The organism is Bradyrhizobium sp. MI1.3, assembly GCF_055811695.1.
Map to the genome: position 1 here is coordinate 26,030 of NZ_JBVVPQ010000045.1, position 26,164 is coordinate 52,193.

Annotated in this window: 29 protein-coding genes; 16 read left to right on the forward strand and 13 right to left on the reverse strand. The window is 63.7% G+C overall.

Annotated features, from left to right (window positions below; all coding sequences use genetic code 11):
• The first annotated feature begins 91 nt into the window (after positions 1-91).
• Positions 92-934: a tetratricopeptide repeat protein gene (locus AC0L3A_RS27355; RefSeq protein ID WP_007599765.1), complete on the forward strand. Its 843-nt coding sequence runs from the start codon at positions 92-94 to the stop codon at positions 932-934.
• A 74-nt stretch (positions 935-1,008) separates the two neighbouring features.
• Here the strand turns inward: AC0L3A_RS27355 and AC0L3A_RS27360 are convergent, their stop codons facing one another.
• The 10 genes from AC0L3A_RS27360 to AC0L3A_RS27405 form a co-directional block, all read right to left on the reverse strand.
• Positions 1,009-1,983, reverse strand: coding sequence for a type II secretion system F family protein (locus AC0L3A_RS27360; protein ID WP_007599767.1), 975 nt, complete (start codon positions 1,981-1,983; stop codon positions 1,009-1,011).
• Between the two features lie 9 nt (positions 1,984-1,992).
• A complete protein-coding gene (locus AC0L3A_RS27365; RefSeq protein WP_473255473.1) occupies positions 1,993-2,970 on the reverse strand; it encodes a type II secretion system F family protein in 978 nt (325 codons plus the stop codon).
• A 16-nt stretch (positions 2,971-2,986) separates the two neighbouring features.
• Positions 2,987-4,447, reverse strand: a complete 1,461-nt coding sequence (locus AC0L3A_RS27370) for a CpaF family protein (RefSeq protein WP_354159461.1) — start codon at positions 4,445-4,447, stop codon at positions 2,987-2,989.
• Between the two features lie 21 nt (positions 4,448-4,468).
• Positions 4,469-5,737 carry a CpaE/TadZ family protein gene (locus AC0L3A_RS27375; protein WP_007599774.1) on the reverse strand — a complete coding sequence of 423 codons (1,269 nt, stop codon included), beginning with the start codon at positions 5,735-5,737 and terminating at the stop codon, positions 4,469-4,471.
• Positions 5,734-6,471 (reverse strand): CpaD family pilus assembly protein, encoded by a 738-nt coding sequence (locus tag AC0L3A_RS27380; protein WP_007599776.1) that lies wholly within the window; start codon positions 6,469-6,471, stop codon positions 5,734-5,736. Before AC0L3A_RS27380 ends, AC0L3A_RS27375 begins: the two co-directional genes overlap by 4 nt.
• Before the next feature lie 17 nt (positions 6,472-6,488).
• Positions 6,489-7,964, reverse strand: coding sequence for a type II and III secretion system protein family protein (locus AC0L3A_RS27385; RefSeq protein WP_007599778.1), 1,476 nt, complete (start codon positions 7,962-7,964; stop codon positions 6,489-6,491).
• Positions 7,965-7,975: 11 nt separating this feature from the next.
• Positions 7,976-8,773 (reverse strand): Flp pilus assembly protein CpaB, encoded by a 798-nt coding sequence (gene cpaB / locus AC0L3A_RS27390; protein WP_007599779.1) that lies wholly within the window; start codon positions 8,771-8,773, stop codon positions 7,976-7,978.
• Positions 8,774-8,900: 127 nt separating this feature from the next.
• Positions 8,901-9,425 (reverse strand): A24 family peptidase, encoded by a 525-nt coding sequence (locus AC0L3A_RS27395; RefSeq protein ID WP_007599781.1) that lies wholly within the window; start codon positions 9,423-9,425, stop codon positions 8,901-8,903.
• A gap of 121 nt (positions 9,426-9,546) precedes the next feature.
• Positions 9,547-9,687 (reverse strand): hypothetical protein, encoded by a 141-nt coding sequence (locus AC0L3A_RS27400; protein ID WP_198288341.1) that lies wholly within the window; start codon positions 9,685-9,687, stop codon positions 9,547-9,549.
• 72 nt (positions 9,688-9,759) lie between these two features.
• Positions 9,760-9,924 carry a Flp family type IVb pilin gene (locus tag AC0L3A_RS27405; RefSeq protein WP_007599783.1) on the reverse strand — a complete coding sequence of 55 codons (165 nt, stop codon included), beginning with the start codon at positions 9,922-9,924 and terminating at the stop codon, positions 9,760-9,762.
• 261 nt (positions 9,925-10,185) lie between these two features.
• Here AC0L3A_RS27405 and AC0L3A_RS27410 point away from each other — a divergent pair, with 261 nt between their 5' ends.
• From AC0L3A_RS27410 to AC0L3A_RS27425, 4 genes are all read left to right on the forward strand, one after another.
• The gene (locus AC0L3A_RS27410; protein ID WP_007599784.1) at positions 10,186-11,013 is read left to right on the forward strand and encodes a sterol desaturase family protein; all 828 of its coding nucleotides are present in this window, start codon (positions 10,186-10,188) and stop codon (positions 11,011-11,013) included.
• A 153-nt stretch (positions 11,014-11,166) separates the two neighbouring features.
• Positions 11,167-11,664, forward strand: coding sequence for a pilus assembly protein N-terminal domain-containing protein (locus AC0L3A_RS27415; protein WP_007599785.1), 498 nt, complete (start codon positions 11,167-11,169; stop codon positions 11,662-11,664).
• A gap of 300 nt (positions 11,665-11,964) precedes the next feature.
• Positions 11,965-12,537, forward strand: a complete 573-nt coding sequence (locus AC0L3A_RS27420; protein ID WP_007599786.1) for a TadE/TadG family type IV pilus assembly protein — start codon at positions 11,965-11,967, stop codon at positions 12,535-12,537.
• 23 nt (positions 12,538-12,560) lie between these two features.
• Complete coding sequence (locus tag AC0L3A_RS27425; RefSeq protein WP_007599787.1) at positions 12,561-13,190, forward strand: TadE/TadG family type IV pilus assembly protein; 630 nt, start codon at positions 12,561-12,563, stop codon at positions 13,188-13,190.
• 77 nt (positions 13,191-13,267) lie between these two features.
• On the opposite strand, the gene AC0L3A_RS27430 is transcribed toward AC0L3A_RS27425, so the two are convergent.
• From AC0L3A_RS27430 to AC0L3A_RS27440, 3 genes are all read right to left on the reverse strand, one after another.
• Positions 13,268-13,480: a cold-shock protein gene (locus AC0L3A_RS27430; protein WP_007599788.1), complete on the reverse strand. Its 213-nt coding sequence runs from the start codon at positions 13,478-13,480 to the stop codon at positions 13,268-13,270.
• A 266-nt stretch (positions 13,481-13,746) separates the two neighbouring features.
• Positions 13,747-14,034, reverse strand: a complete 288-nt coding sequence (gene infA / locus AC0L3A_RS27435) for a translation initiation factor IF-1 (RefSeq protein WP_007599789.1) — start codon at positions 14,032-14,034, stop codon at positions 13,747-13,749.
• A 23-nt stretch (positions 14,035-14,057) separates the two neighbouring features.
• On the reverse strand, positions 14,058-15,638 hold the full coding sequence (locus AC0L3A_RS27440; protein WP_051058446.1) for a DEAD/DEAH box helicase: 1,581 nt from the start codon (positions 15,636-15,638) through the stop codon (positions 14,058-14,060).
• A 479-nt stretch (positions 15,639-16,117) separates the two neighbouring features.
• On the opposite strand from AC0L3A_RS27440, the gene urtA reads away from it, so the two are divergent.
• The 11 genes from urtA (at position 16,118) to AC0L3A_RS27495 (ending at position 26,162) form a co-directional block, all read left to right on the forward strand.
• Entirely contained in the window at positions 16,118-17,440 is a 1,323-nt protein-coding gene (gene urtA / locus AC0L3A_RS27445; protein WP_007599797.1) for an urea ABC transporter substrate-binding protein, read from the forward strand.
• Positions 17,441-17,524: 84 nt separating this feature from the next.
• On the forward strand, positions 17,525-19,132 hold the full coding sequence (gene urtB / locus AC0L3A_RS27450; RefSeq protein ID WP_007599798.1) for an urea ABC transporter permease subunit UrtB: 1,608 nt from the start codon (positions 17,525-17,527) through the stop codon (positions 19,130-19,132).
• Positions 19,129-20,307 (forward strand): urea ABC transporter permease subunit UrtC, encoded by a 1,179-nt coding sequence (urtC, locus tag AC0L3A_RS27455; RefSeq protein WP_007599799.1) that lies wholly within the window; start codon positions 19,129-19,131, stop codon positions 20,305-20,307. Before urtB ends, urtC begins: the two co-directional genes overlap by 4 nt.
• Positions 20,304-21,065, forward strand: coding sequence for an urea ABC transporter ATP-binding protein UrtD (gene urtD / locus AC0L3A_RS27460; protein WP_007599801.1), 762 nt, complete (start codon positions 20,304-20,306; stop codon positions 21,063-21,065). Before urtC ends, urtD begins: the two co-directional genes overlap by 4 nt.
• 3 nt (positions 21,066-21,068) lie before the next feature.
• A complete protein-coding gene (gene urtE / locus AC0L3A_RS27465) occupies positions 21,069-21,764 on the forward strand; it encodes an urea ABC transporter ATP-binding subunit UrtE (RefSeq protein WP_007599806.1) in 696 nt (231 codons plus the stop codon).
• A gap of 31 nt (positions 21,765-21,795) precedes the next feature.
• Complete coding sequence (locus AC0L3A_RS27470) at positions 21,796-22,626, forward strand: urease accessory protein UreD (protein ID WP_007599808.1); 831 nt, start codon at positions 21,796-21,798, stop codon at positions 22,624-22,626.
• Positions 22,627-22,650: 24 nt separating this feature from the next.
• Positions 22,651-22,953 (forward strand): urease subunit gamma, encoded by a 303-nt coding sequence (locus AC0L3A_RS27475; protein WP_007599811.1) that lies wholly within the window; start codon positions 22,651-22,653, stop codon positions 22,951-22,953.
• A 111-nt stretch (positions 22,954-23,064) separates the two neighbouring features.
• Complete coding sequence (locus AC0L3A_RS27480) at positions 23,065-23,370, forward strand: urease subunit beta (protein WP_007599812.1); 306 nt, start codon at positions 23,065-23,067, stop codon at positions 23,368-23,370.
• A gap of 57 nt (positions 23,371-23,427) precedes the next feature.
• Positions 23,428-23,967, forward strand: a complete 540-nt coding sequence (locus AC0L3A_RS27485) for an HD domain-containing protein (protein ID WP_007599813.1) — start codon at positions 23,428-23,430, stop codon at positions 23,965-23,967.
• A gap of 37 nt (positions 23,968-24,004) precedes the next feature.
• Positions 24,005-25,720: an urease subunit alpha gene (ureC, locus tag AC0L3A_RS27490; RefSeq protein ID WP_007599814.1), complete on the forward strand. Its 1,716-nt coding sequence runs from the start codon at positions 24,005-24,007 to the stop codon at positions 25,718-25,720.
• 142 nt (positions 25,721-25,862) lie between these two features.
• On the forward strand, positions 25,863-26,162 hold the full coding sequence (locus AC0L3A_RS27495; protein ID WP_007599815.1) for a putative quinol monooxygenase: 300 nt from the start codon (positions 25,863-25,865) through the stop codon (positions 26,160-26,162).
• The last annotated feature ends 2 nt before the right edge of the window (positions 26,163-26,164 follow it).

Sequence of the window (26,164 nt, forward strand, 5' to 3'; positions counted from 1 at the left end):
ACGCGGGTCCGGGGAATTAACCGGCCGTTAGGGTTAACAGTCTATTGCTGGCGCGTTCGGCTCGATCAATCGGCTCGAGAGTCAAAGCGTCATGCGTCAACGGTTCGGTCTTGAACGGTTCAGTCTTGGACGGCTCAGTCTTGCCCGGCTTTTCGCGTCCACCTCGCTGGTCGCGGCGGTGGCCATGGGCCTCGGCGGCTGCACGGCGATGTCGAAACTCTCCGACGTCACGGGCTCGGTCGGGCCGCGAGCGGAAGCCGCTCCCACCGATCCCGCGCGTGCTGCCGAAGTCTATGGCGAGCGCTATCGTGCCAATCCCAAAGACGCCGATGCGGCGCTCGCCTACGGTCAGGCCTTGCGCGCCAACGGCCAGCACGCCCAGGCCGCCGCCGTGCTCGAGCAGGCGACCATCGCCAATCCCGGCAACAAGGCGCTGATGGCCCAATACGGCCGCGCGCTCTCCGACAACGGCAATTTCCAGCAAGCCTTCGACGTGTTGTCGAAGGCGCATTCGCCCGATAACCCGGATTGGCGCCTGCTCTCGGTACAGGGGACGGCGCTCGATCAGATGGGCCGTCACGAGGAAGCGCGCTCCTATTATGCGAGCGCGCTCAAGATCGCGCCTGGCGATCCCGGTGTGCTCTCCAATCTCGGCCTGTCCTATATGTTGTCGAGAGACCTGCCGAAGGCCGAAGACGCCCTGCGGCAAGCCTATGCCTCGCCGCGCGCAAACGCGCGGGTGCGGCAGAATCTCGGTCTGGTCGTCGGTCTCCAGGGCCGCTTCGCCGAAGCCGAGACCATCGTGAAAGCGGACCTGCCGCCGGACCAGGCTGTGGCCAACGTCGCCTATCTCAAGGAAATGCTGACCCGCAACGACGTCCGGCGGGGTGCGCCGAAGCGGATTCCGGTCGCCTCGCTCGGCCAGCCCGACTGATCAGACGTGATCTTCGAGTCTTGATCTTCCAATCTTGAAGGCGCCCGCGGACCGTGCGCGGTCCGCGTCTAACGTCATTGCATCTCGGTGACCTTGATCCCCGTCGGCCCGAGGATGACGACGAACAGCACCGGCAGGAAGAACAGGATCATCGGTACCGTCAGCTTCGGCGGCAGTGCTGCGGCCTTTTTCTCGGCTTCGTTCATGCGCATGTCGCGATTTTCCTGCGCCATCACCCGCAAGGATTGACCGAGCGGGGTGCCGTAACGCTCGGCCTGCTGGAGCGCGAGACATACCGACTTGACGCCCTCGAGCCCGGTGCGCCGCGCGAGGTTCTCGTAGGCGACCTTGCGATCCTGCAGATATGACAGCTCGGCCGTGGTCAGGGTGAACTCCTCGGACAGCGCGATCGACTGGCTCACGATTTCGACCGCGACCTTCCGGAACGCCATCTCGACCGACATGCCGGATTCGATGCAGATCAGGAGCAGGTCGAGCGCATCGGGAAAGGCGCGCTTGATCGAGAGCTGGCGCTTGGAGATCGCGTTCCTGAGGAACAGCATTGGCGCCTGAAGTCCGAGATAGGCCGCACCGACGCAGATGCCGATCTTGATCGGCAACGACTGCTGCATGTGCGCGATCAGGAACACGTAGATGACCGAACCGACGAATAGCACGATCGGGGCAACCAGGCGGGCGAACAGGAAGGTGATGTAGGGCGCCTGGCCTCGATAGCCCGCCATGATGAGCTTGTCCCGCGCAGCTTCCTGCGCGAGCCATTTGGTCAGGTTGAAGTCATCGACGACCTTCGAGACGAGCTGCTTCGGCGTCTGTCGCAGCGAGACTTTTTCACTCTTGTGGAGGCGCTCGCGCTCGCGCTGCCGGATGCGCTCACGTTCGTTCGCAACCGCCTTCATGCGCTTGGAAAGGCCCTCGCCGGCGAACAGCGGCATCACCAGCGTATAGACGGTGGCGCTGGCGGCGATGGCCGCCAGCAGCATCGTCATGAAGTGAACGTCGTGAAGTTTCGCAACGAGGAACTCTACCATAAGGCACCATCAGAAGTCGAAATTGATCATCTTCTTCATCACCATGATGCCGATCGACATCCAGACGACGCAGCCGACCAGCATGAGCTGGCCGGTGGGATGAGTCCAAAGCATCGAGATGTATCCCGGCGTCGTGAGGTAGACGAGAAACATCACGATCGGCGGGAGCGAGCCGATGATGCCGGCCGAGGCCTTGGCTTCCATCGACATCGCCTGGATCTTCTCTTTCATCTTCTTGCGGTCGCGCAGCACCTTGGAGAGGTTGCCGAGCGCTTCGGAGAGGTTGCCGCCCGATTTCTGCTGGATCGAGATGACGATGCCGAAGAAATTGGCCTCGGGCAGCGGCATCCGATCGTAGAGTCGCGTGCAGGCCTCGCCGAGCGGCATGCCGATCGCCTGCGTCTCGATGATGGACAGAAACTCGGAGCGTAGCGGCTCTGGCGCGTCGGCGGCGACCACCTTGATCGATTCGAACAGCGGCAGGCCCGCCTTGATGCCGCGGACGATGACGTCGACGGCATCGGGCAAGGCGGCCAGGAACTTGTTTTCGCGGCGCTTCTTCAGGAAGCCGAGCGCCCAGCGGGGCAGACCGAGCCCGCCGGCAAAAGCGAAGCCGGCGGCACCGAGCAGGCCGCCGCCGATGAACAAGGCGACTGCGAACAGCACGCCCGCCACGACGGCGGATGCGATCCAGAATTTCTGCGGCGTCCAGTCGAGGCCGGCCTGCGACAGGCGAACACTGAGCGATACGCTCTTCTCCTGCTGGCGCCGCGCCTCGAGATCCTTGAGCGAGGTTTCGACCTGCTCGCGGCGCGAGCGCTGCGTCTTCTCGGCGGCGCGGGCCGTGGGCGCCTCGGCGCGCGAGATCGAGGCGCGGCGGCTCTCGGCCTTCCGTTCCCCGGACAGCATCGGATAAAGGAAGACCCAGGCCAGGCCGCCGACGGTCGCGGTGGCAAGGAAGGTGAGGGCAAGGACTTGCATGTTCATGGCTGTGCTGACCTGCTCACGTCGGCGGCGCCACTTCCGCGGCGTCGAGCGCCGCGGCAAGGCGCTTCTCTTCGCCGTAATAGCGGGCGCGTTCCCAGAATTTCGGGCGGCCGATTCCGGTCGACCGGTGCCGGCCGATGATCTTGCCGTTGGCGTCCTCGCCGACCATGTCGTAGAGGAAGACGTCCTGGGTGATGATGGTGTCGCCTTCCATGCCCATCACTTCGGTGATGTGGGTAATGCGGCGCGAACCGTCGCGCAGCCGCGCTGCCTGGACGATGACGTCGATCGAGGCGCAGATCATCTCGCGGATGGTGCGTGAAGGCAGGGAGAAGCCGCCCATCGTGATCATGGATTCGCAGCGCGATAGCGCCTCGCGCGGATTGTTGGCGTGCAGCGTGCCCATCGAGCCGTCATGGCCGGTGTTCATGGCCTGGAGCAGGTCGAACGCCTCGGGTCCGCGGACTTCGCCGACGATGATGCGCTCGGGACGCATACGCAAGCAGTTGCGCACCAGTTCGCGCATGGTGACCTGGCCTTCGCCCTCGATGTTGGGCGGGCGGGTTTCCAGTCGCACTACGTGCGGCTGCTGGAGCTGGAGTTCGGCGGCGTCTTCGCAGGTGATGACGCGCTCGTCGTGCTCGATGTAGTTGGTCAGGCAGTTGAGCAACGTGGTTTTGCCCGAGCCGGTACCGCCGGAGATCAGCACGTTGCAGCGGACGCGGCCGATGATCTGGAGGATTTCCGCGCCTTCCGGCGAGATTGCGCCGAACTTGACGAGCTGATCGAGCGTCAGCTTGTCCTTCTTGAACTTGCGGATGGTGAGCGTGGGGCCGTCGATCGACAGCGGGGGCACGATGGCGTTGACGCGGGAGCCGTCGGCCAGGCGCGCGTCGCAGATCGGCGAGGATTCGTCGACGCGCCGGCCGACCTGGCTGACGATACGCTGGCAGATGTTGAGGAGCTGCTGATTGTCGCGGAAGCGGATACCGGTGCGTTGGATCTTGCCGGCGACCTCGATGTAGACGGTGTCGGCGCCGTTGACCATGATGTCGGCGATGTCGTCGCGCGACAACAGCGGCTCCAGCGGACCGTAGCCGAGGACGTCGTTGCAGATGTCGTCGAGCAGCTCTTCCTGCTCGGCGATCGACATCACGATGTTCTTGATCGCGATGATCTCGTTGACGATGTCCCGGATTTCCTCGCGCGCGGACTCCGAATCGAGCTTGGCGAGCTGGGCGAGGTCGATGGCTTCGATCAGCGCGCCGAAGATGGTCGCCTTGACCTCGTAATAATTGTCCGAGCGGCGGGCTTCCATGGTCGGCGCAGGCTTCGCCGGGGCAAGCGGCGGCGACGAGACTGTCGGCTGCGGCAAGCGCGACACGGCGGGCGCCGGAGCCTGGGCAGGCTCTGGCGACACGGCACCGGGCTTCGGGGCCCGGGCGTCGGCGTCTGTTCCGCTACGCTTACCGAACACTTAAAAACTCCATGCGGCGGCCTATTTTCCCCGCAACTTGTCAATCAGGGGTGAAAGCAGGGACGATTTTTGCTTCTTCGTTTCGCTGCGGCCGGTCAGGCGCTGGGCGATCTGAAGGAACATCTCGATCGACTTATGGTTGGCCGAGATTTCCGCGATCATCTGGCCGTTATTGGCCGCCGAGCCGAAGATCTGCGGCTCGAACGGGATCGAGACGACGGGCTGGCTCTCGATCGCCTTGGCGAACTCCGCCGCGGCGATTTCGGGCCGTTTCGGCACGCCGACCTGGTTCAGGCAGTAGAGCGGCGGCCGGTCGTTGGGGCGCGCGGCTTTCAGGAGATCGAACATGTTTTTGGCGTTGCGCAAATTGGCGAGGTCGGGCGCAGCCACGATCAGGATGTCGTCCGCCCCAATCAGGGCGCGTTTGGTCCAGCCCGACCATTGGTGCGGAACGTCGAGCACGATGCAGGGCATGGTGGAGCGCAGCGTGTCGAACACGGCGTCGAAGGCGTCGGCGCCGAAATCATAGACCCGGTCGAGCGTCGCCGGCGCCGCCAGCAGGCTGAGGTGGTCGGTGCATTTCGACAGCAGGCGGTCGATGAAGGCGGTGTCGACGCGATCGGGCGAGAACACGGCGTCGGCAATGCCCTGCGGCGGATCCTGGTTATAGTCGAGCCCGGCCGTGCCGAAGGCGAGGTCGAGGTCGGCGACGACCGCGTCCATCGCGAGATCGCGGGCGATCGCCCAGGCAACATTGTGGGAGATAGTTGACGCGCCGACGCCGCCCTTGGCGCCAACCACGGCGATGATGCGGCCGACGGCCTTGGCTTCCGGCGCCGAGAACAGGTTGCAGATCGAGCGCACGACGTCGATCGCGCCGACCGGCGCGAGCACGTAGTCGCTGACGCCGCGGCGCACCAGCTCGCGGTAGAGCGTGACGTCGTTGATGCGGCCGATCACGACCACGCGGGTGCCGGCGTCGCAGACGGTCGCCAGATGGTCGAGCCCGCCCAGCAGGTCGTTGCGGCCGTCGCTTTCGAGCACGATCACGTTCGGCGTGGGTGCCGAGCGGTAGGCTTCGACCGCAGCCGCCATACCCCCCATCTGGATCTTCAGATGGGCCTTGCCGAGACGGCGATCTTCGCCGGCCGACTGCACGGCGGCCGCCGTTTCCACGGTCTCGCAGAAAGCCTGGACGGAAACGCGGGGCGCCGGCGCAATATGCTCCTCGACCGGCGGGAGCGATGCCTCGGACTGTTCTTCTTGGGGCTGGCGAGCGTAGCTGATCATCTGCCGGTGTCGCTGAGTTTGGCCTTGTCGGCCTCGGGATAGGCGACCGCCGTCGGCATTCCCTTGCGATACTTCTCGAACGCGGCGGTCCGCCGCGGCGTGTAGGACGGCGTTTCGGGCCGCGGCTGCTCGAGATCCGACGGATTGTCGACCATCGCCGCGAGGTTGCGCTGATAGGCGCAGCCGTAATTGTAATAGTCCTTGTTCTCGAACCAGCTCTTGTTCTTCATCGAAGGGCCGATGTCTTCCGGCCACAGGCCGCAGGGGCCCGCGACCGCCGCGATCTTGGAATAGGTGAGCCGGATCGGCGGCAGGAAGCGCTTGTCCTCCGGTTGGTAAGAGCGGGCGCTGACGCCGCGCGGCGGAACGCCCGCCGCCGACAGGATCGCCTGGATTTCACGCATGGTGTCCGCGACCGGACGCGCGTTGGGCGTGCCGGACGGCACGTCGATCCGGATCGCGCCGGTGCCTTCGTGCATCCAGGCCGAAGCGACGCCCATCACGTCGGCGCGCTGGGCCGCGGTCAAGCCGCCGCGGGCATGGCCGACGAAGACGACGATGGAGCGATTCTGCTCCTCGATGGCGATCGGATGGCGCTGCTTGTAGTCGTCGGGAATGGAGGCCGTGACCGCTTCGTCGTGCTGGCAACCGCCAAGGGCGAGCGCCATGCCGACGAGCGCGCCGCCGAGGTGGATGGCGCGCCTGCGAATCTGGGGTGGTCTAGTGATCTTCATGAAGTCCCCGTTCCGCCTCAGTCGGTGATGAAGCCGTAGGTGCCACGGTAGTTCTTGGCCGGTTCGCTCCGGCCGGGCACGCCGTAGATGCGGTTGATGTTGCCGAGCAGTTCGGCCTGCGGATCCGCAGGCGCGGAGAAGCCATCATCCGGCCGCGACAGATCCTTTTGCGCAACTGCGCGAACGATATAGGGCGTCACGATCACGACCAGCTCGGTCGCGTTGTTGACGAAGTCGCGGCTGCGGAACAGCGTGCCGAGGACCGGGAGCTGCATCAGACCCGGCAGTCCGCTGACCGCCTGCTTGGTCTGCTGCTGGATCAGGCCGGCCATCGCCATCGCGCCGCCGGAGGGAATTTCCAGCGAGGTTTCTGCGCGGCGGGTCTTGATCGAGGGCACCGTAAGCGAGTTGACCGAGGTCGAGGTCACGGCTTGGGACAGCGTGATCGCGTTCTCGTTCGAGAGCTCAGAGACCTCGGTCATCACCCGCAGGCTGATCTTGCCCTCGGTGAGAACGACGGGGGTGAAGTTGAGCGAGATGCCGAACTTCTTGAAGCTGATTTGGGTGGTACAAACGTGCGTGGTGGGGTCGCACGCGTAGCCGGCGGGCACCGGGAATTCACCGCCGGCGATGAATGTTGCCGATTCACCGGAGATCGCGGTCAGGTTCGGTTCGGCCAGCGTCCGGATCACGCCCGCGGTTTCCATCGCTCGCAGGGTGGCCTGCACCGACGGCGCCCCGCCGAATTTGGTGGTCAGGTTGTTACTGTCGACGAGGTTATGGCCGAGAGCCGTGAACGGATTGGAGTTGCTGAAGGTGACGACCGAGGTGCCGTAGCTGAGGTTGGCGGTGAGGTCGATTCCGAGCTGCTTGATGATGCTGCGCTGCACTTCGGCGACTGTCACCTTGAGCATGACCTGGTCGCGGCCGCGGACCACGATCGAGTTCACGACCTTCTCGGGACCGCCGGCGAGGCGCGCAGCGAGGTCGTTGGCCTGCTGGGCTTCGGCTGGATTCGCGGCCGAACCGGTCAGGATGATGCCGTCGCCTAGGCCGTCGATCTGGATGTCTGAATTCGGCAGGACCTGTTTCAGCGCGGCCCGCACGCCGTTGAGGTCGCGCTTGACCGCGATGTCATAGGCCGCAATCTGCTGGCCGGCTGAATCGAAGAACACGATGTTGGTCTGGCCGATCGAGGCGCCGATGATGTAGGCGCGCTGCGCCGAGCGGACGACCGCATTGGCGATCTTGGGATCGGCGACGAGCACGTCCTTGATGTCACGCGGAAGGTCGATCACGATCGACTTGCCGATGCCGAGCGAGAGGAATCGCGCGTTCATCTGACCGTCGGCCGCAGCCTGCGCCACAGGGCGATAATCGGCGGCGACCACAGGGGTCAGCACCGGGTTGAGCGCGAGCGCGACGGCGGCCGAAAACGACAGGGCGCGGACCACAGAGGTTCGCATCGTCGCCAAATTCGCCCTGCATTTCATGTCGACAGTCCTCATCGTGCCTTCGCCGTCGAGCTTGGGATACCGTACCGAATGATCGAGACGCCATCGCGCTTCTGCGCGGAATCATCGAGCGTGATCTCGCTCAGCTTGACGTCGACGATGCTGCGCAACGCCAGCGACAGCGTGCCGCTCTGGCGTGCCGAGGAGAGCGTCGCAGTCTGCGCAGGATTGAGCTCGAGGGTGACGGTCTTGCCGACCACCGCGTTCTGCCCGTCCTTCTCCTTCGGCGCCTGGTCGATGGCCAGGACGCGGATATTGGCCAGGATGATCTCGGACGTGACCACATCGGGAGCGCCGCTGTTCTGGTCCGGGTTCTTGAGACGGCGCGTCAGAAGCACGTCGACGCGGTCGTTGGGGAGGATGAAGCCGCCTGCGCCGGTTTCCGGCGAGATCTCGGTCGAGATCGCCCGCATGCCGGTGGGCAGGATTGCTGCCATGAAGCCGGAGCCTTCCGCCTTGACCAGCTTCTGGTCGCGGATCGGCTCACCCTGGATGAAGGGGGATCGTGCGATCGAGCCGGTGACCTGGGTTACGCCCTCGGGGCGCTCGTTGCGGCGAATGAAGGTGGCGCTGGCGGTCGCGGACGGCCAGGTCTGCCATTGCACGTCTTCCGGCTTGACGGTCTGGCCGAGGCCGATGTCGTTCTTGGCGACCAGGACGTCGACGGTGGGAAGCTGCGCGACCGGAGCCGGAGGCGGCGCAGAATTGTCCGAGCCGCTCGCCAGATACGCGGCGACACCGCCGGCGCAGATGGCGACCGTCAGGACGACAATGCGTGCCCTATTCATACGCTTCACTTTCCACCAAACGCCGCGACGCTGACGCCGCCGTAATCGGCAGTTGACCAGCTATTCGTCAAAGCATGGTTAATGAGGCGTATCTAAATCGCCTTAACGCCGGGTTTACCCGATGCGTTCAGCGCAATGCGAGGTGAGCGAGATCGATCGCCTTCACCCATTCGGTCTCCGGGTAGACCATCAGCGCGCTCAGTGCGAGCGCGATGCCATAGGGAATGCCGCTCTCCTTGGCGTGCAGCCGCGCGAGCCAGGCTTGGCCGGCGAGCCCGTAAGGCAGCGGCCACTGCCGGAACTGGAGCAGGAGCAGCGTCAGCGCCCCGCCGAACAGCGAGGCGTAGAGCAGGAAGTTCATCAGCTGTGCGAAACCGAACCAAAGTGCGACGGAGGCCGCGACCTTGGCATCGCCGCCGCCGACCCAACCCATCGCAAAACAGGTGAAGGCCACGACCAGGACAAGCGTGCCTGAGCCGACATGGCTCAGCATCTCGTAAGGTGCCATGCCACCGGCGAGAGCGAGCGCGAAAAAGCCGGCGACCAGCGCCAGCGATACGCGGTTGGAGATCGTCATCGTGAAGAGGTCGCTTGCGGCGGCAAACGCCATCAGGGCCGGGAAGAGCAGAAGGCGCGCAAGGTCGAGGATCATGGGCTGCGTCTTGAGGCCTGGGTTCGCCGCGGAGCTGGCGTCGCCGGATTCTAGCCGGCAGTGCTAAACAAACCGAAAACGGCGGCAGCGGCTCGAGGGGTGGAACCAGCCGAAGGCGTGCTCACCAAAGGGAGGCGATGCGTGCGGCGAGCGCGACGGTCGCAAGCAGCAGGGCAAGGCAGACCCAGTAGACCGGCGAGCCGGTCTGCGTGGCCTCCGCCGCATTTGCCGCGACCGCGGCATCGGTTCTGTACTTGCTCAACGCCACTGGAACTCGCCGTCTGAAACACAAAGCCCCGGAGGCCCGGGGCTTTTGCCGTCGTTCGTCGATCGCTTACTTCAGCGAGCTGCTGATCGAGGTGAACTTGGCGTTCAGCGTGGTGCCGAGATTGTTGACGACGGTGATGATGGCCAGCGCGATGCCGGCGGCAATCAGACCGTATTCGATGGCGGTGGCGCCGGATTCATCTTTCGCGAAACGCGCAATGAGGTTCTTCATGAACAAAACTCCATCTGGGGTGGGATCGCCTCGTTCGGCGTTGTGCTTGACGCAATGACCATGAGATCCGAGCTCTTTCGGGAGAGTTAATTAGGTCGGGCAAACGCGCTTGCCGCTGGCCAGAGTGAATTTCGCCTTAAGGCCACAATCTGCAATTCGTTCCGGTTCCGGATGCGCAGCAAGCGCGGCACCGGCTTCACCGTCCCTTAAATTTAGGGGAGTACGCGTAGGTACGACCAGCAATTCGCAAGAGAGGCGACGATGTCGAGCCTGCCCATGGAAATCGCCCTGATGCTCGGCGAGACCATCGCGAAGGTGATCCCCACGACCTTCGCGCTCGCGGTGGTCTTCACCGTGCTCGAGCATGTCTGGGCCTGCAATCCCGGCGCACCCTGGTGGCGCAAGCGGGAGATCGTCACGGACATCTGCTACTGGTTTGTCGTTCCGGTGTTCGCACGCGTCATGCGGATCGGCCTTCTGATCGTCGGTGCGAGCTTCGTCTTCAACATCCATGATGCCGACGAGCTCATCGCCTTCTACGACAATGGCCACGGCCCGCTGGCGCTATTGCCGCTCTGGGTCCAGGCCATGCTGTTCCTGGTGCTGTCCGATTTCATGCTGTACTGGCTGCACCGGCTGTTCCACGGCGGGGGGTTCTGGAAGTACCACGCGATCCATCACTCTTCGGAGGAGATCAGCTGGATTTCTGCGGCCCGCTTCCATCCAGTCAATCTCGTGCTTGGTACGATCGCGGTCGACGTCGTGCTGCTGATGGCCGGCATTTCGCCGAACGCCATGGTCTGGCTCGCCCCGTTCACGACCTTCCATTCGGCCTTCGTGCACGCCAACCTGAACTGGACCTTCGGGCCGTTCAAATATGTGCTGGCGACGCCGGTGTTCCACCGCTGGCACCACACCGCGCTCGCAGAGGGCGGGGACACCAATTTTGCCGGCACGTTCCCGATCTGGGATGTGCTGTTCGGCACTTTCCGCATGCCCGAGGGGCAACTGCCGCAGGATTACGGCAAGGATGAAGCCACCATGCCGAAGGAAATCGGAGGGCAGCTTGCCTATCCGTTCCGCCGCTAGGTTCTCGAGGGCCGCGAAACGCCAGTCCGTTCAAACAATAGTCGGCGAATTTGCGGAACGTTCACGAATTGAGGGCAGGTTAGCCGGGTCGGGCACCGGCTCGGCTGTTATGTGATTGCTTCTGCCGGTTTGTGACGTCCCGGGGGTAAGAGTATGCGTAAACAATTGCTGCGCCGTCGTGCGCGCGTCTGTCTTCTGGTTGCGGCCGCGGTGCTGGCATCGCCGGCTGTCGTCATTGCCGAGCCGACCGCAGATGCCATTGCCGTGAATGTCGACCAGGCCAAGCTGGTGCGGTTGCCCGGCAAGGTGGCGACCATCGTGGTCGGCAATCCCATGATCGCCGACGTCACGCTCCAGCCCGGTGGCATGATCGTCGTGACCGGAAAGGGCTATGGCGCCACCAATTTCATCGCGCTCGATCGGGGCGGCGAGATCCTGGTCGATCGCCAGATCCAGGTCGAAGGTCCGAGCGATCGGCTCGTCACCGTCTATCGCGGGATCGACCGCGAGTCCTACAGCTGCATGCCGATTTGCCAGCGTCGCGTGACGCTCGGCGACAGCGACACCTACTTCAACAACACGATGAGTCAGGCCGGTTCGTTGAGCAGCACGGCCAGCGGCAATGCCGGTGCGGGCGCCAAGACGAACTGACCAAGACGAACTGACCAAGACGAACTGAGCAAGACTAACCAAGTAAGACCAACCAGCGAGTTTGATTGGCAGGTTTGCCGGGGCAAGGATCGTCCTCGCCCGACGCACGCGCGCGAGTTTCTCTCTCCGCGTCCTCGTCTCCATGCCCCGCCCCATGCCCTCGTCTCCGTGCCCTGGGTCGTTTGCGGTTAACCCGCCGTTAACGGCCCGGGCCGCCGGGTGCGGATCGCCTGAACACTTAAACAATCAGTTTCCGCTATTGAACATGGCAGATGATTGCTGCTGCTGCTGGGGAATTTGATGCCTTCGCCTGCACCTACGAGATTCACGCTCCTCGCCACGTTGCGCCGGTTTCGCGGCAGCCGCCGCGGCTCCGCAGCCGTCGAGTTCGCGCTCGTCGCGCCGATGTTTTTCGCATTGCTGTTCGCCATCATCGAGTCGGCGCTGATGTTCTTGGCGAGCCAGGTGCTCGAGAGTGCCGCGCAGAATTCTGCACGCGTGTTGCTGACCGGGCAGGCGCAAACCGGCACGCTAACAGCCTGCGCGGTGTCCGGCGTGAGCACACCCTGCTCGCAAACGACGTTCAAGGCTTACGTCTGCAATCAGATCCCGGCGCTGTTTGATTGCACCAAGCTCTACGTCGACGTCGTGAGTACAAGCTCGTTCGGAGCGCTAAGCCTCACCAACTATGGCGATTCCTGCAGCTTCAATCCAACCGGCGTGCAGTACAGTGCCGGGGCCGCCAACCAGGTCGTCGTGGTGCGGCTGTTCTATCAGTGGCCGCTCTTCGTCACGGGCCTTGGCTTCAACATGGGCTGCAGCAACAAGCGGCTGCTGATTGCGACTGCGGCCTTCAAGAATGAACCCTTCTGAGACAGATGGATCCGAGCCCACCGATGCAGGCGATTGCAAATATCTGGAAAAATGCCAGTAGTTCCGTCCGCGACTTCGTCGCCGACAGGCGCGCGATCGCGGCGACCGAATTCGCGGTCATCGTGCCGCTGATGCTGGTGATGTTCTTCGGTACCGTCGAATTTTCATCGGCCGTGGCGATCGATCGCAAAGTTACGATGATTGCACGGACGCTGTCCGACTTGACGTCGCAGTCGATCGCGACCAACGGTCCGGCCATGCAGGACACGTTCACGGCAAGCATATCGATGATCATGCCGTATGACGCTACGCTCGTGAACGGTACGGTTGCCCAGATCTATATCGACTCAAGCAAAGTCGCCACGATTAAATGGAGCAAGTCCGCCACCATTGCGAACGGCGCGACGCAGGCCACGGTGACGGACGCGCCTCCGTCTCTGGCGCCTGATACCACGGTCACCTCGATGATTCCGCCGACGCTCTTGATCGCGAAGACCTACCTCATTTACAGTGAGGCGAGTTACCTCTACACGCCTTCCGTCAAATTCGTCCTGAAGTCGGGCATCACGCTGAGCGATGTCTCCTACACGCGGCCGCGCCAGGTCACCTGCGTTCCTTACGACGGTGTACCGTCGCCGTGCCCCCTAAACTAGAAAAAAGGCCGGGCATCGCGCCCGGCCTTTTCTTTTGATTTGTTCGCTCGAGCCGATCGGGGCCGTAAGCGGTAGGCTCAACCGGCGGAACGAAGGTTGTCCGCTGCCGACTTACCGGAACGGCGGTCGGCCACGATCTCGTAGGAGATCTTCTGACCTTCGCGCAGCGTGCCGAGGCCCGCACGTTCCACAGCGCTGATGTGGACGAACACGTCCTGGCCGCCATCGTCGGGCTGGATGAAGCCGAAGCCTTTGGTCGCGTTAAACCACTTCACGGTTCCCATGCTCATGGGGGTAGTCCCTTCTCAGATAACACAATGTCAGAGCCCGCTTGCGCGGACAGGTTAGATCGAATTTTTGGAAGGGTCGTCAGCGTGTCTGAACCGGCTGTACCGGTGGATGCTAATGTCGTCCGGCCGAAAATCGATTAGTTCATTTTATTGGAAACAGAGCTCCAAAACAATGCTGACGTGCACGATTTTTTGATCCGCCGTGATGGTCACGGCGGATCAGCATGCAGGTCGGAATCTTAGGTTCGCGCTCGCGCGCCGAGCCCCTAGCGGCGGCGGAACTGGCCGCCGCGCTGTCCGGGACGCGGAGGTCCGCCCATCCCGCTCGGACGTTCGTCCTTGTGGCGGAAAATCAGCCGGCCCTTTTCGAGGTCATAGGGCGACATCTCCACCGTCACGCGGTCGCCCGCCAGAGTCTTGATGCGGTTCTTCTTCATCTTGCCGGCGGTGTAGGCGACGATCTCGTGTCCGGCGTCGAGCTGCACGCGGTAGCGCGCGTCGGGGAGGATTTCGGTGACCAGTCCTTCGAACTGGATCAGCTCTTCCTTAGCCATGAATTTCTCCAGGTCGTGGACGGCTAGTGCGAATGGGGTTTGCGGTTCGGTTGGCCGTTCGGCCGACTCTCGCGGCGCAAAAAGGCAACGCCTTGTATCCCATCAGACGCCCCGGCGCTATGCGCGGAACGCTGTTCCGGACGGCCGTTTGGCGAAGAATGCGCCTTGCCTCCGGTGTGGTCGCGACGAGGAGTCTTCGAAGCCTTCGGGCCACTGCCGGGCCGTGCGTCAGCACGCCTGGCGTCGCCATGACGTCCCTCGCCGGGCCTTCCGTCGCCCTGCTTGGCGGCACTGTGGTGACGACCGTCAGCATGCCTTTCGTCGGCACGCCGCCCGTCGCCATGCCGTGCGCCGTGCGGACGCTGGCCTGGGCGGCTGGGCCGGCCCTGACGTTGCTGGGACGGGGGAGGACCCGCATCGCGGCGGCCCGCGTCGGTGCGGTGGTCTTCGCGCGGCAGCGTCACTTTGATCAACCGCTCGATGTCGCGGAGATAGGCAAGTTCCTCGCCGCCCGCGACCAGCGAGATCGCGGTGCCCTCGGCGCCGGCGCGCGCGGTGCGGCCGATGCGGTGCACGTAAGTCTCGGGCACGTTGGGGAGGTCGAAATTGATGACGTGGGTGATGCCGTCGACGTCGATGCCGCGAGCGGCGATATCGGTGGCGACTAGCGTGCGGATTTCACCGGTGCGGAACTGGGCTAGCGTCCGTTCGCGATGGTTCTGCGACTTGTTACCGTGGATGGCGCTGGCGGGGATTCCCGCCTTCTCGAGTGTCTTTACGACCTTGTCGGCGCCGTGCTTGGTGCGCGTGAAGACCAGGGCTCGGTTGACCGGCTCGTCCTTCAGCAGCTTGGCCAGTAAGGCCGGCTTCGCGGAGAAGTCGACCTGGATGATGCGCTGCTGGATGCGCTCCACGGTCGAGGAGACCGGGGTCACCGCGACGCGGGCGGGGTCGCGCAGCATGGCGTCGGCCAACTCGGCGATGTCCTTCGGCATGGTGGCCGAGAAGAACAGCGTCTGCCGCTTGATCGGCAGCTTGGCGACGATTTTGCGGATGTCGTTGATGAAGCCCATGTCAAGCATGCGGTCGGCCTCGTCGAGCACGAGGAATTCGACGCTTCCAAGCTTCAGTCCGTTGCTCTGCACGAGATCGAGCAAACGGCCGGGGGTGGCGACCAGCACCTCGACGCCCTGCATCAGCGAGCGGACCTGACGGCCCATCGGCACGCCGCCGATGGCGAGTGTCGAGGACAAACGGATGTGGCGGCCATAGGCGTTGAAGCTGTCAAGGATCTGGCCGGACAGCTCGCGCGTCGGCGACAGCACCAGGACGCGGGTCGTCTTCGGCTGCGGCTTGATGCGATTCTCGAGCAGGCGGTGCAGGATCGGCAGCGCGAAGGACGCGGTCTTGCCGGTTCCGGTCTGGGCGATGCCGACGACGTCGCGGCCGGTCAGCGCGGTCGGAATCGTCTGGGCCTGGATCGGGGTGGGGGTGACGTAGTTCTCTTCGGTGAGAGCACGAGCGATGGGTTCGGCGAGGCCGAAATCCTGAAACGAAGTCAAAAGATGGGTTCTTTCCATGTCAAAAGCGGGCGCCCGGCGCATTCGGCGCGGCGCGCGCAAAAGGGTGTCGAGAGGGACACCTGCGTGTTTGGGGTGTCGGATGGCTTGATGGGATGGGGCAAGCCAGACGCCCGTAAGGGCTTAAGAACACGCGGCTCGCAACGGTCTCTGATTCGCAAGAGACCTCGCCCTCCATATGGAACATTGAGGCGGCGCTTTCAAGGCAGGCTCACCCCAAATGGCGATCGCGGTGCAGAAATAGTTATGCCGGAAATTTAGCCAGAGTGGCAAATTTGCTCAAAAAATAGCCCGTCTGCCACATTCGCATACATTCGATTTGCTCAGTGTTTAGGCGGCGCGGTCATGGCGAGGCTTTGTTTTCCGTCCATTTTAGCAACAAAGCCAATGGCTTAGTTGGTGTCTAATCCATGGCACGGTTCTTGCGAATCCGTTAATCGCAGGCGGCCGTTGGGGCCGTTTCGCAGCGTTTTTCACGTCTGCGTCAGGGAGATGAGACACTCATGCATAGCAAATCCACTCACGATATAGCGGCGCCATTTAGCCGCCGTGGCGTTCTCGCCGCGACCGCCGGACTGATGCTTGGTCTGGCTTCCATTTCTGGTGCGAAAGCCGCGGACGACACCATCAAGGTCGGCGTGCTTCACTCCCTCTCCGGCACCATGGCCATCAGCGAAACCACGCTGAAGGACACCATCCTCTTCCTGATCGACGAGCAGAACAAGAAGGGCGGCGTCAACGGCAAGAAGCTCGAAGCCGTCGTCGTCGATCCCGCTTCGAACTGGCCGCTGTTCGCCGAGAAGGCGCGCGAGCTGATCACCAAGGACAAGGTCTCGGTGGTGTTCGGCTGCTGGACCTCCGTGTCGCGCAAGTCGGTGCTCCCGGTGTTCAAGGAGCTGAACAGCATCCTGTTCTACCCCGTGCAGTACGAGGGCGAGGAGAGCGAGCGCAACGTGTTCTACACCGGCGCCGCGCCGAACCAGCAGGCGATCCCCGCCGTCGACTATCTGATGAAGGACGAGAAGGTGAAGCGCTGGGTGCTCGCGGGCACCGACTACGTCTATCCCCGCACCACCAACAAGATCCTGGAAGCCTATCTGAAGTCCAAGGGTGTCGCCCAGGAAGACATCATGATCAACTACACGCCGTTCGGTCATTCCGACTGGCAGACGATCGTGGCCGACATCAAGAAGTTCGGCTCGGCCGGCAAGAAGACCGCGGTGGTCTCGACCATCAACGGCGACGCCAACGTTCCCTTCTACAAGGAGCTCGGCAACCAGGGCATCAAGGCGAAGGACATCCCGGTCGTCGCGTTCTCGGTGGGTGAGGAAGAACTCGCCGGCATCGACACCAAGCCGCTGCTCGGCCATCTCGCCGCCTGGAACTACTTCCAGTCGATCAAATCGCCGGAGAACGAGAAGTTCATCAAGGCGTGGCAGACCTACACCAAGAACCCGAAGCGCGTGACCAACGATCCGATGGAAGCGCACGTGATCGGCTTCGACATGTGGGTCAAGGCGGTCGAGAAGGTGAAGTCGACCGATCCGGACAAGGTGATCGATGCGCTCCCGGGCATCGAAGCCAAGAACCTGACCGGCGGCACCTCCAAGATGCTCCCGAACCATCACATCACCAAGCCGGTGTTCATTGGCGAAATCAAAGCCAACGGCCAGTTCGACGTGGTGTGGAAGACCCCGGGTCTTGTCGCAGGCGACGCCTGGTCGAAGGAGCTCGATGGCTCCAAGGACCTGGTCGGCGACTGGGTCGGCAAGAAGTGCGGCAACTTCAACACCAAGACCAACAAGTGCCTCGGTTCGGGCTCCTGATCCGGATCTGACGCTCCATTGCACGATCGGAGAAGGCGGCGATCCCGCCGCCTTCTCCACCCTTTTCTGCCGGGGTCTTTCACAGTGCCAGCCAATTTGTCCGCCCGCCTCTGTTCGCTCCTGCTCTCGTTGTTCCTGATCGCGTTCGCACTGCCGGCCTTGGCCGGCCCGTTCGAGGATGCGGTCGCCAAATTCGCCAACGACGATTATTCCGACACGGAAGAGGCGATCGGCGTGGTCGCGGGCAGCGGCAACAAGCTGGCTTTCCCCATCATCAGCGCGCTTCAGGACGGCCGACTCATGGCCGACCCGGATAGCAAGAAGGTTTACGTCACCGGCACCGACGGCAAGTCGATCGATGCCGCGACCGGCCTGGCTGTGGCGAGCGTGCCCGACAGTGCAAGCGCGGTCCGCCTCAACAACCGCTTGCGCCGCAGCGTCGATGCCGCGATCGGCAGCCTGACGCTGCAGTCACCGGACATCGGAGCGCGGCTGCAGGCCGCGCAATCCGTCTTCAAGTCGCATGAGGAGACGTCGCTCGAAGCCGTCGATGGCGCGCTCGCCAAGGAAACCAACCGATCCGTCAAAGCTGCGCTGGGCGACGCCCGCGCGGCGATCCTGTTGTTCAAGCCTGATGCCACCGAGGTCGAGAAGCTCGAAGCCGTTGCCACCATCAAGGCGCGCGGCGACCAGGAGGCGATGGCGCTGCTTACCGGCATGGGCGACCAGCCGGCCTCGGTGACCAAGGCTGCCGCGAGCGCAATCGGCTCGATCCAGAGTTCGCTCGCGGTCTGGTCGATGGTGCAGAATGCCTGGTACGGCCTCTCGCTGGGTTCGGTGCTGCTGCTTGCTGCAATCGGGCTTGCCATCACGTTCGGCGTGATGGGCGTCATCAACATGGCGCATGGCGAGATGGTGATGATCGGGGCCTACACCACCTTCGTGGTGCAGGAGGTGATCCGCACCCGCTATCCCGGCCTGTTCGACTATTCGCTGCTGATCGCGGTGCCGCTCGCCTTCCTGGTGGCGGGCGCGCTCGGCGTCGTGATCGAGCGCAGCATCATCCGCTTTCTCTATGGCCGTCCCCTGGAGACGCTGCTGGCGACGTGGGGCTTGTCGCTGGTGCTGCAGCAGGCGGTGCGCACCATGTTCGGCCCGACCAACCGCGAGGTCGGCAACCCCTCCTGGATGAGCGGCGCGTTCGAGCTCGGCCAGATCACGATTACCTATAACCGGCTCTGGATCCTTGTCTTCACGCTCGCGGTGTTCGTCATTCTGCTCGCGATGCTGCGCTACACGGCGCTAGGGCTCGAGATGCGCGCGGTGACGCAGAACCGCCGCATGGCGGCCTCGATGGGCATCGCGACCTCGCGGGTCGATGCGCTGACCTTCGGCCTCGGCTCGGGCATTGCCGGCATCGCCGGCGTGGCGCTGTCGCAGATCGACAATGTCAGCCCCAATCTCGGCCAGAGCTACATCATCGACAGCTTCATGGTCGTCGTGTTCGGAGGCGTCGGCAATCTCTGGGGCACGCTGGTCGGCGCCTTCACGCTCGGCATCGCCAACAAATTCCTGGAGCCGGTCGCCGGCGCCGTGCTCGGCAAGATCGCCATCCTCGTTCTCATCATCCTGTTCATTCAAAAGCGGCCGCGCGGCCTGTTCGCGCTCAAGGGCCGTGCGGTGGAAGCATGACCCCTCACATGCTGACGCGATCGCTGGACCGCGGCGCGACGATCTTCCTTGCGGTCGTCGTGGCCTGCGGCATCCTGATCCCGCTCTCCAACCTGCTGCTGCCCGCGGGTTCGTTCCTGCAAGTGCCGACCTATCTCGTCGCGCTCTGGGGCAAATATGTCTGCTACGCCATCCTGGCGCTCTCGATCGACCTGATCTGGGGCTATTGCGGCATCCTCTCGCTCGGCCACGGTGCTTTCTTCGCGCTCGGTGGCTACGCGATGGGCATGTACCTGATGCGGCAGATCGGCAGCCGCGGCGTCTACGGCAACCCGATCCTGCCTGACTTCATGGTGTTCCTGAACTATTCGAAGCTGCCCTGGTACTGGTACGGCTTCGACATGTTCTGGTTTGCCGCGCTGATGGTGCTGATCGTGCCGGGCCTGCTCGCCTTCTGCTTCGGCTGGCTCGCCTTCCGCTCCCGCGTCACGGGCGTGTATCTGTCGATCATCACCCAGGCGATGACCTATGCGCTGCTGCTGGCCTTCTTCCGCAACGATTTCGGCTTCGGCGGCAACAACGGCATGACCGACTTCAAGGACATTTTGGGCTTCAACGTGCAGGCCGAAGGCACCCGTGCTGCGCTGTTCGCGCTGAGCTGCCTGGCGCTGATCGCCGGCTTCCTGATCTGCCGCGCCATCGTCTCGTCCAAGCTCGGCAAGGTGCTGATCGCGGTGCGCGATGCCGAATCGCGCACGCGCTTCCTCGGCTACCGCGTCGAATCCTACAAGCTGTTCGTGTTCACGGTGTCGGCCTGCATGGCAGGCGTCGCCGGCGCGCTCTATGTGCCGCAGGTCGGCATCATCAACCCGAGCGAATTCGCGCCCGGCAATTCGATCGAGGCGGTGATCTGGGTTGCGGTCGGCGGCCGCGGTACGCTGGTCGGCGCTGCGCTCGGTGCCGTCGTCGTCAATTACGCAAAGACGTTCTTCACCTCCGGCATGCTCGCGCCGTACTGGCTGTTCATGCTGGGTGCGATGTTCATTCTGGTGACGCTGCTGCTGCCCAAGGGCATCGTCGGCACTTTCAACGCCTGGTGGGACTCGTCGAAGGAAAGGCGCGACGCCGCGACCATTGCGAGCGCCGCGGCCGAAGATGGCGTCGCCGAACCCAAAATGGCGGAGGAGGCGCAATGAACGTCATGGACACCCGCGCGACCTCCGCAATGCTGTATCTCGACGGCGTGCACGTCTCGTTCGACGGCTTCCACGCCATTAACAACCTCTCGCTGACGCTCGAGCCCGGCGAGATGCGCGCCATCATCGGCCCGAACGGCGCCGGTAAGACCACGATGATGGACATCATCACCGGCAAGACCAAGCCCGACGAAGGCACCGTGCTGTTCGACGGCGTCACGGACCTGACGCGGCTTGACGAGACCCGCATCGCCGAGCTCGGCATCGGCCGCAAATTCCAGAAGCCGACCGTGTTCGAGAGCCAGACCGTGCAGGACAATTTGCTGCTCGCGCTCAATGTCGACCACAGCGTCAAGGCTACGCTGTTCTGGCGCGGCAGCCGGGCGGAATCCGAGCAGATCGACAAGGTGCTGGAAACGATCCGCCTTACCGAGGCCCGCAACCGTCTCGCCGGCAGCCTCAGCCACGGCCAGAAGCAGTGGCTTGAGATCGGCATGCTGCTCGCCCAGGATCCAAAACTGCTTCTCGTCGACGAGCCCGTCGCTGGCATGACCGACGTCGAGACGCATCTCACCGCCGAGCTGCTCAAGGAAATCAACAAGACCCACACCGTGATGGTGGTCGAGCACGACATGACGTTCGTGCGCGAACTCGGCGTCAAGGTCACTTGCCTGCACGAGGGTACCGTGCTCGCCGAAGGCACCATCGACCAGGTCTCGTCCAACGAGCGGGTCATCGAAGTCTATCTGGGGCGGTGAGCGATGCTTGAGGTCAAGGACATCAACCTGTTCTACGGCGCGGCGCAGGCGCTGCGCGGCGTGTCGATCGCGGCCGAGCCCGGCAAGGTGACCTGCGTGCTCGGGCGCAACGGCGTCGGCAAGACCTCGCTCTTGCGCGCCATGGTCGGGCAGTACCCGATCTCATCGGGCGCGATCGTGCTCGACGGCAACGATATTACGGGCCTGAAGCCCTATGAGCGCGCGCGCAAGGGCATCGGCTTCGTGCCGCAGGGGCGCGAGATATTCCCACTTCTGACGGTCGAGGAGAATCTCAAGACCGGCTTCGGCCCGCTCAGGCGCGAGGACAAGCACATTCCGGACGACGTGTATTCGCTGTTCCCGGTGCTGCAATCCATGCTCGGCCGGCGCGGCGGCGATCTCTCCGGCGGCCAGCAACAACAGCTCGCGATCGGGCGTGCGCTGGTGATGCGGCCAAAGCTGCTGCTGCTCGACGAGCCGACGGAGGGCATCCAGCCCTCGATCATCAAGGATATCGGCCGCGCCATCTCGTACCTGCGCAATCTCGGCAACATCGCCATCGTGCTGGTCGAACAATATCTCGACTTTGCCTGCGAACTCGGCGACAGTTTTGCGGTGATGGATCGCGGCGCGGTGAAGTTCACCTGCGACCGCTCCAATCTCGACGCGAGCGAAATCAGCCGCCAGATGGCGCTGTAGGCCATTCTGCCGCGACCGGCTGGGGAGGCGGATGCGCAGCGACGTTTTAGCGACATCTTCGGTGTTCGACGCCAACCGTGCCCGCGGAGCGGTGCGCTTCGACGTCCACGCGCGCGACGGTGTGACACGTCGCGGGATCTTGCATGAGTCCGGCTCCCTGCGCGTGCGCTTCCCTTCGCCGGAGGACGAGGGGCTCTCCGGCGTGTTCGTCAACACGGCCGGCGGCGTCGCCGGCGGCGATCGCTTCGACATCGAAATCGCGGCCGCAGATGGTGCGAAGCTGACGCTGACGACGGCGGCCGCGGAAAAGGTCTATCGCGCGCCAGGGCAGGCGGCGGAGCTCAATATAGCGCTGAAGGTTGCCGCAGGCGCACATCTCGGCTGGCTGCCGCAGGAGACGATCCTGTTCGACCGGGCGCGCGTGCGCCGTCGCTTCGACATAGACCTCGATGCGACTGCCTCGCTCCTGCTGTGCGAGATCGTGGTGTTCGGCCGTACCGCGATGGGTGAGCGGATGGAGCAGGGCGAGTTCGTCGACCGCTGGCGACTGCGTCGCGGCGGCAAGCTAGTGTTCGCCGAGACCGTCAGGCTCGACGGCAATATCGGCGCAAAGCTTGCGCGATCGGCGGTGGCGAAGGGCGGCGCTGCGATCGGGACGGCGCTGATCGTGCCCGGCGACGAGGCCCTGATCGAGCGTCTCCGCGAGGCCTCGGAATCCTTCGCCGGTGAGGTCGGGATGTCCGCCTGGAATGGCTTTGCAATGGCGCGGTTCTGTGCCCAAGATGCGGCGCGCCTGCGTGGCGACATGATGGCCGTATTGGCGCGCACCGGTGCGGCGCTGCCGCGGCTCTGGCTGAATTGACGAAGTGAACGGAAGAGATTTCGTATGAACCTGTCTCCGCGCGAAAAGGACAAGCTTCTGATCTCGATGGCGGCGATCGTAGCCCGCCGCCGGCTGGATCGCGGCGTCAAGCTCAACCATCCGGAGGCGATCGCGCTCATCTCCGATTTCATCCTCGAAGGCGCGCGGGATGGCCGCACCGTCGCCGAGCTGATGCAAGCGGGTGCGCAGGTCCTCACGCGCGACCAGGTGATGCCGGGCATTCCCGAGATGATCCACGACATCCAGGTCGAGGCGACCTTTCCGGACGGCACTAAGCTCGTCACCGTGCACGAGCCGATCAGGTAGTTTTGAATTCGTCATTCCGGGGCGCCTGAAGGGCGAACCCGGAATCCAAAGATTGTTGATCGAGATTCCGGGTTCTCGCTGCGCGGGCCCCGGAATGACGAGGAGGATAGAATGATTCCCGGCGAACTCTTCATCCAGGACGGCGAGATCGAGCTCAATGCCGGCCGCAAGACCGTGACGCTGACGGTCGCCAACACCGGTGACCGCCCGATCCAGGTCGGCTCGCACTACCATTTCTTCGAGACCAACCCGGCGCTGAAGTTCGACCGCAAGAAAGCCCGCGGCATGCGCCTCGACATCGCCGCCGGCACCGCCGTTCGCTTCGAGCCCGGCCAGACCCGCGACGTTCAGCTCGTCGCGGTGGCCGGCAAGAAGACCATCTACGGCTTCCGCGGCGACGTGATGGGGAAGCTGTGAAATCCACAGGAACGAGCGTGGCGCGGCATGGTTGAGGCGAAAACGGAGGACTTTGCCATGCTGTCACCTGTCCGCCTCGTCTCCGAAGCCGCCGAGCTCGCCGCGCGCCGTCACAACGGCATGGCGCGCAAGGGCCGTGGTCATGAGCCCTACATCAACCACCTCGCCGAGGTCGCGAACCTGCTTGCCACCGCGACCGACGGCGCCGACGCCGAACTCGTTGCCGCAGGCTGGCTGCACGATGCGATCGAGGACACCGACACCACGCGCGAGGAGCTCGCGCAAAAATTCTCCGACCGTGTCGCGTCGCTTGTCGAGGAATGCACCGACGATATGAGCCTGCCTAAGCCGGAGCGGCGGCGGCGTCAGGTGCTCGACGCACCGAAGAAATCGGCTGGCGCCAGGCTGATCAAGATCGCCGACAAGATCAGCAATATCGGCGCGCGCGTGCATTCCGATCCGACGGCCGAGGAACGTGACGATCTCGTCGACTACACCGACTGGGCCGAGCAGGTTGTCGCCGGTTGCCGGGGCGGCAACTCTTGGCTCGATACGACATTCGACGACACGGTGCTCACAGCGAGGACCTCGCTGTGAGCACCGGTCCAAAATTCAAACGCAAACGGGGCTTGTGATGTCCGTCAAAATAAAGCGTTCGGTCTATGCCGACATGTTTGGCCCGACCACCGGTGACAAGGTGCGGCTGGCCGACACCGACCTCATCATCGAGGTCGAGAAGGATTTCACCACCTACGGCGAGGAGGTGAAGTTCGGCGGCGGCAAGGTGATCCGCGACGGCATGGGTCAGTCGCAGGTCACCAACAAGCAGGGCGCGGCGGACACCGTCATCACCAATGCGCTGATCGTCGATCACTGGGGCATCGTGAAGGCCGACGTCGCGATCAAGGACGGCATGATCGCCGGCATCGGCAAGGCCGGCAATCCCGACATCCAGCCGGGTGTCACCATCATCATCGGCCCGGGCACCGACGTAATCGCGGGTGAAGGCAAGATCCTCACCGCCGGCGGCTTCGACAGCCACATCCACTTCATCTGTCCGCAGCAGATCGAGCACGCGCTGATGTCTGGGGTCACCTCGATGTTAGGGGGCGGCACCGGGCCCTCGCACGGCACGTTCGCCACGACCTGCACGCCGGGGCCGTGGCACATGGGGCGGATGATCCAGTCGTTCGACGCCTTCCCGGTCAATCTCGGCATCTCTGGCAAGGGCAACGCCTCGCGGCCCGCCGCGCTGGTCGAGATGATCAAGGCCGGGGCCTGTGCGCTGAAGCTGCACGAGGACTGGGGCACGACGCCGGCCGCGATCGACACCTGCCTCTCGGTCGCCGACGACTACGATATCCAGGTGATGATCCACACCGACACGTTGAACGAATCCGGCTTCGTCGAGGATACCATCAAAGCCTTCAAGGGCCGCACCATCCACGCCTTCCACACCGAGGGCGCCGGCGGCGGTCATGCCCCCGATATCATCAAGGTCGCGGGGCTCAAGAACGTGCTGCCGTCCTCGACCAACCCGACGCGGCCCTTCACGCGCAACACCATCGACGAGCATCTGGACATGCTGATGGTGTGCCACCACCTCGATCCCTCGATCGCGGAAGATCTGGCGTTCGCGGAAAGCCGCATCCGCAAGGAGACCATCGCGGCCGAGGACATCCTGCACGATCTCGGCGCGCTCTCGATGATCTCGTCGGACTCCCAGGCCATGGGCCGCCTCGGCGAGGTCATCATCCGGACCTGGCAGACCGCCGACAAGATGAAGAAGCAGCGCGGCTCGCTGCCGCAGGATAAGGGCAAGGACAACGACAATTTCCGCGTCAAGCGCTACATCGCCAAATACACGATCAATCCCGCGATCGCCCATGGCGTTTCGAAGCTGATCGGCTCGGTGGAGAAGGGGAAGCTCGCCGATCTCGTGCTGTGGTCGCCGGCCTTCTTCGGCGTCAAGCCCGATTGTGTCGTCAAGGGCGGCATGATCGTCGCCGCTCCCATGGGCGATCCCAACGCCTCGATCCCGACCCCGCAGCCGGTGCATTATCAGCCGATGTTCGGCGCCTTCGGCAAGGCGATAACCGCATCCTCAGTGGTGTTCACCTCGAAGGCCGCGATCACCGGCGGCCTCGCGCGTAAGCTCGGCATCGACAAGAAGCTCTATGCGGTCCAGAACACCCGCGGCAGGATCTCGAAGAAGAGCATGATTCACAACGACGCCACGCCCAATATCGAAGTCGATCCGGAGACCTATGAGGTCCGCGCCGACGGCGAGCTTTTGACCTGCGCCCCCGCCGAGGTGCTGCCGATGGCGCAGCGATATTTCATGTACTGAAATAGCGCCTCAACGCATGTCTCAGGAACATGTCCTGGTCGCATATCCGGGGGCAGCTTTTCCGGGTTTTGCGTTCGATCCCGCCTGGTCTAAGGTCCCGCCGGGTATCTGAAGCCCAGAAGAAAAGCCGGGAGGATTTCTCGTGATCTACGTCGTCGCCACCTTGACCATCAAGCCTGAAACGCGCGCCGAATTCATTGCAGCTGCCACCGCCTGCATCAAGGAGACGCGGAAAGAGCCCGGCAATATCGCCTATGATCTGCATGAGAGCGTCACCGATCCCGCCAAGATGGTGTTCGTCGAGCAGTGGGAGAATGCCGAAGCACTGGTGCCGCATCGCGCCATGGAGCACATGAAGACGTTCGGCCGCGTCGCGGTGAAGTGTTTTACGGCGCCGCCGAAGATCGAAGTGATCACGCCCGAGAAGGTCGAGACACGCTAACG

Bases quoted from the DNA above. Each gene is read 5' to 3' on its own strand.
- AC0L3A_RS27355 (WP_007599765.1), top strand. From the start codon at position 92: ATGCGTCAACGGTTCGGTCTTGAACGGTTCAGTCTTGGACGGCTCAGT.
- AC0L3A_RS27360 (WP_007599767.1), bottom strand. From the start codon at position 1,983: ATGGTAGAGTTCCTCGTTGCGAAACTTCACGACGTTCACTTCATGACG.
- AC0L3A_RS27365 (WP_473255473.1), bottom strand. From the start codon at position 2,970: ATGAACATGCAAGTCCTTGCCCTCACCTTCCTTGCCACCGCGACCGTC.
- AC0L3A_RS27375 (WP_007599774.1), bottom strand. From the start codon at position 5,737: ATGATCAGCTACGCTCGCCAGCCCCAAGAAGAACAGTCCGAGGCATCG.
- AC0L3A_RS27380 (WP_007599776.1), bottom strand. From the start codon at position 6,471: ATGAAGATCACTAGACCACCCCAGATTCGCAGGCGCGCCATCCACCTC.
- AC0L3A_RS27385 (WP_007599778.1), bottom strand. From the start codon at position 7,964: ATGAAATGCAGGGCGAATTTGGCGACGATGCGAACCTCTGTGGTCCGC.
- cpaB (WP_007599779.1), bottom strand. From the start codon at position 8,773: ATGAATAGGGCACGCATTGTCGTCCTGACGGTCGCCATCTGCGCCGGC.
- AC0L3A_RS27395 (WP_007599781.1), bottom strand. From the start codon at position 9,425: ATGATCCTCGACCTTGCGCGCCTTCTGCTCTTCCCGGCCCTGATGGCG.
- AC0L3A_RS27405 (WP_007599783.1), bottom strand. From the start codon at position 9,924: ATGAAGAACCTCATTGCGCGTTTCGCGAAAGATGAATCCGGCGCCACC.
- AC0L3A_RS27410 (WP_007599784.1), top strand. From the start codon at position 10,186: ATGTCGAGCCTGCCCATGGAAATCGCCCTGATGCTCGGCGAGACCATC.
- AC0L3A_RS27415 (WP_007599785.1), top strand. From the start codon at position 11,167: ATGCGTAAACAATTGCTGCGCCGTCGTGCGCGCGTCTGTCTTCTGGTT.
- AC0L3A_RS27420 (WP_007599786.1), top strand. From the start codon at position 11,965: ATGCCTTCGCCTGCACCTACGAGATTCACGCTCCTCGCCACGTTGCGC.
- AC0L3A_RS27425 (WP_007599787.1), top strand. From the start codon at position 12,561: ATGCAGGCGATTGCAAATATCTGGAAAAATGCCAGTAGTTCCGTCCGC.
- AC0L3A_RS27430 (WP_007599788.1), bottom strand. From the start codon at position 13,480: ATGAGCATGGGAACCGTGAAGTGGTTTAACGCGACCAAAGGCTTCGGC.
- infA (WP_007599789.1), bottom strand. From the start codon at position 14,034: ATGGCTAAGGAAGAGCTGATCCAGTTCGAAGGACTGGTCACCGAAATC.
- AC0L3A_RS27440 (WP_051058446.1), bottom strand. From the start codon at position 15,638: ATGCGCCGGGCGCCCGCTTTTGACATGGAAAGAACCCATCTTTTGACT.
- urtA (WP_007599797.1), top strand. From the start codon at position 16,118: ATGCATAGCAAATCCACTCACGATATAGCGGCGCCATTTAGCCGCCGT.
- urtC (WP_007599799.1), top strand. From the start codon at position 19,129: ATGACCCCTCACATGCTGACGCGATCGCTGGACCGCGGCGCGACGATC.
- urtD (WP_007599801.1), top strand. From the start codon at position 20,304: ATGAACGTCATGGACACCCGCGCGACCTCCGCAATGCTGTATCTCGAC.
- urtE (WP_007599806.1), top strand. From the start codon at position 21,069: ATGCTTGAGGTCAAGGACATCAACCTGTTCTACGGCGCGGCGCAGGCG.
- AC0L3A_RS27470 (WP_007599808.1), top strand. From the start codon at position 21,796: ATGCGCAGCGACGTTTTAGCGACATCTTCGGTGTTCGACGCCAACCGT.
- AC0L3A_RS27475 (WP_007599811.1), top strand. From the start codon at position 22,651: ATGAACCTGTCTCCGCGCGAAAAGGACAAGCTTCTGATCTCGATGGCG.
- AC0L3A_RS27480 (WP_007599812.1), top strand. From the start codon at position 23,065: ATGATTCCCGGCGAACTCTTCATCCAGGACGGCGAGATCGAGCTCAAT.
- AC0L3A_RS27485 (WP_007599813.1), top strand. From the start codon at position 23,428: ATGCTGTCACCTGTCCGCCTCGTCTCCGAAGCCGCCGAGCTCGCCGCG.
- ureC (WP_007599814.1), top strand. From the start codon at position 24,005: ATGTCCGTCAAAATAAAGCGTTCGGTCTATGCCGACATGTTTGGCCCG.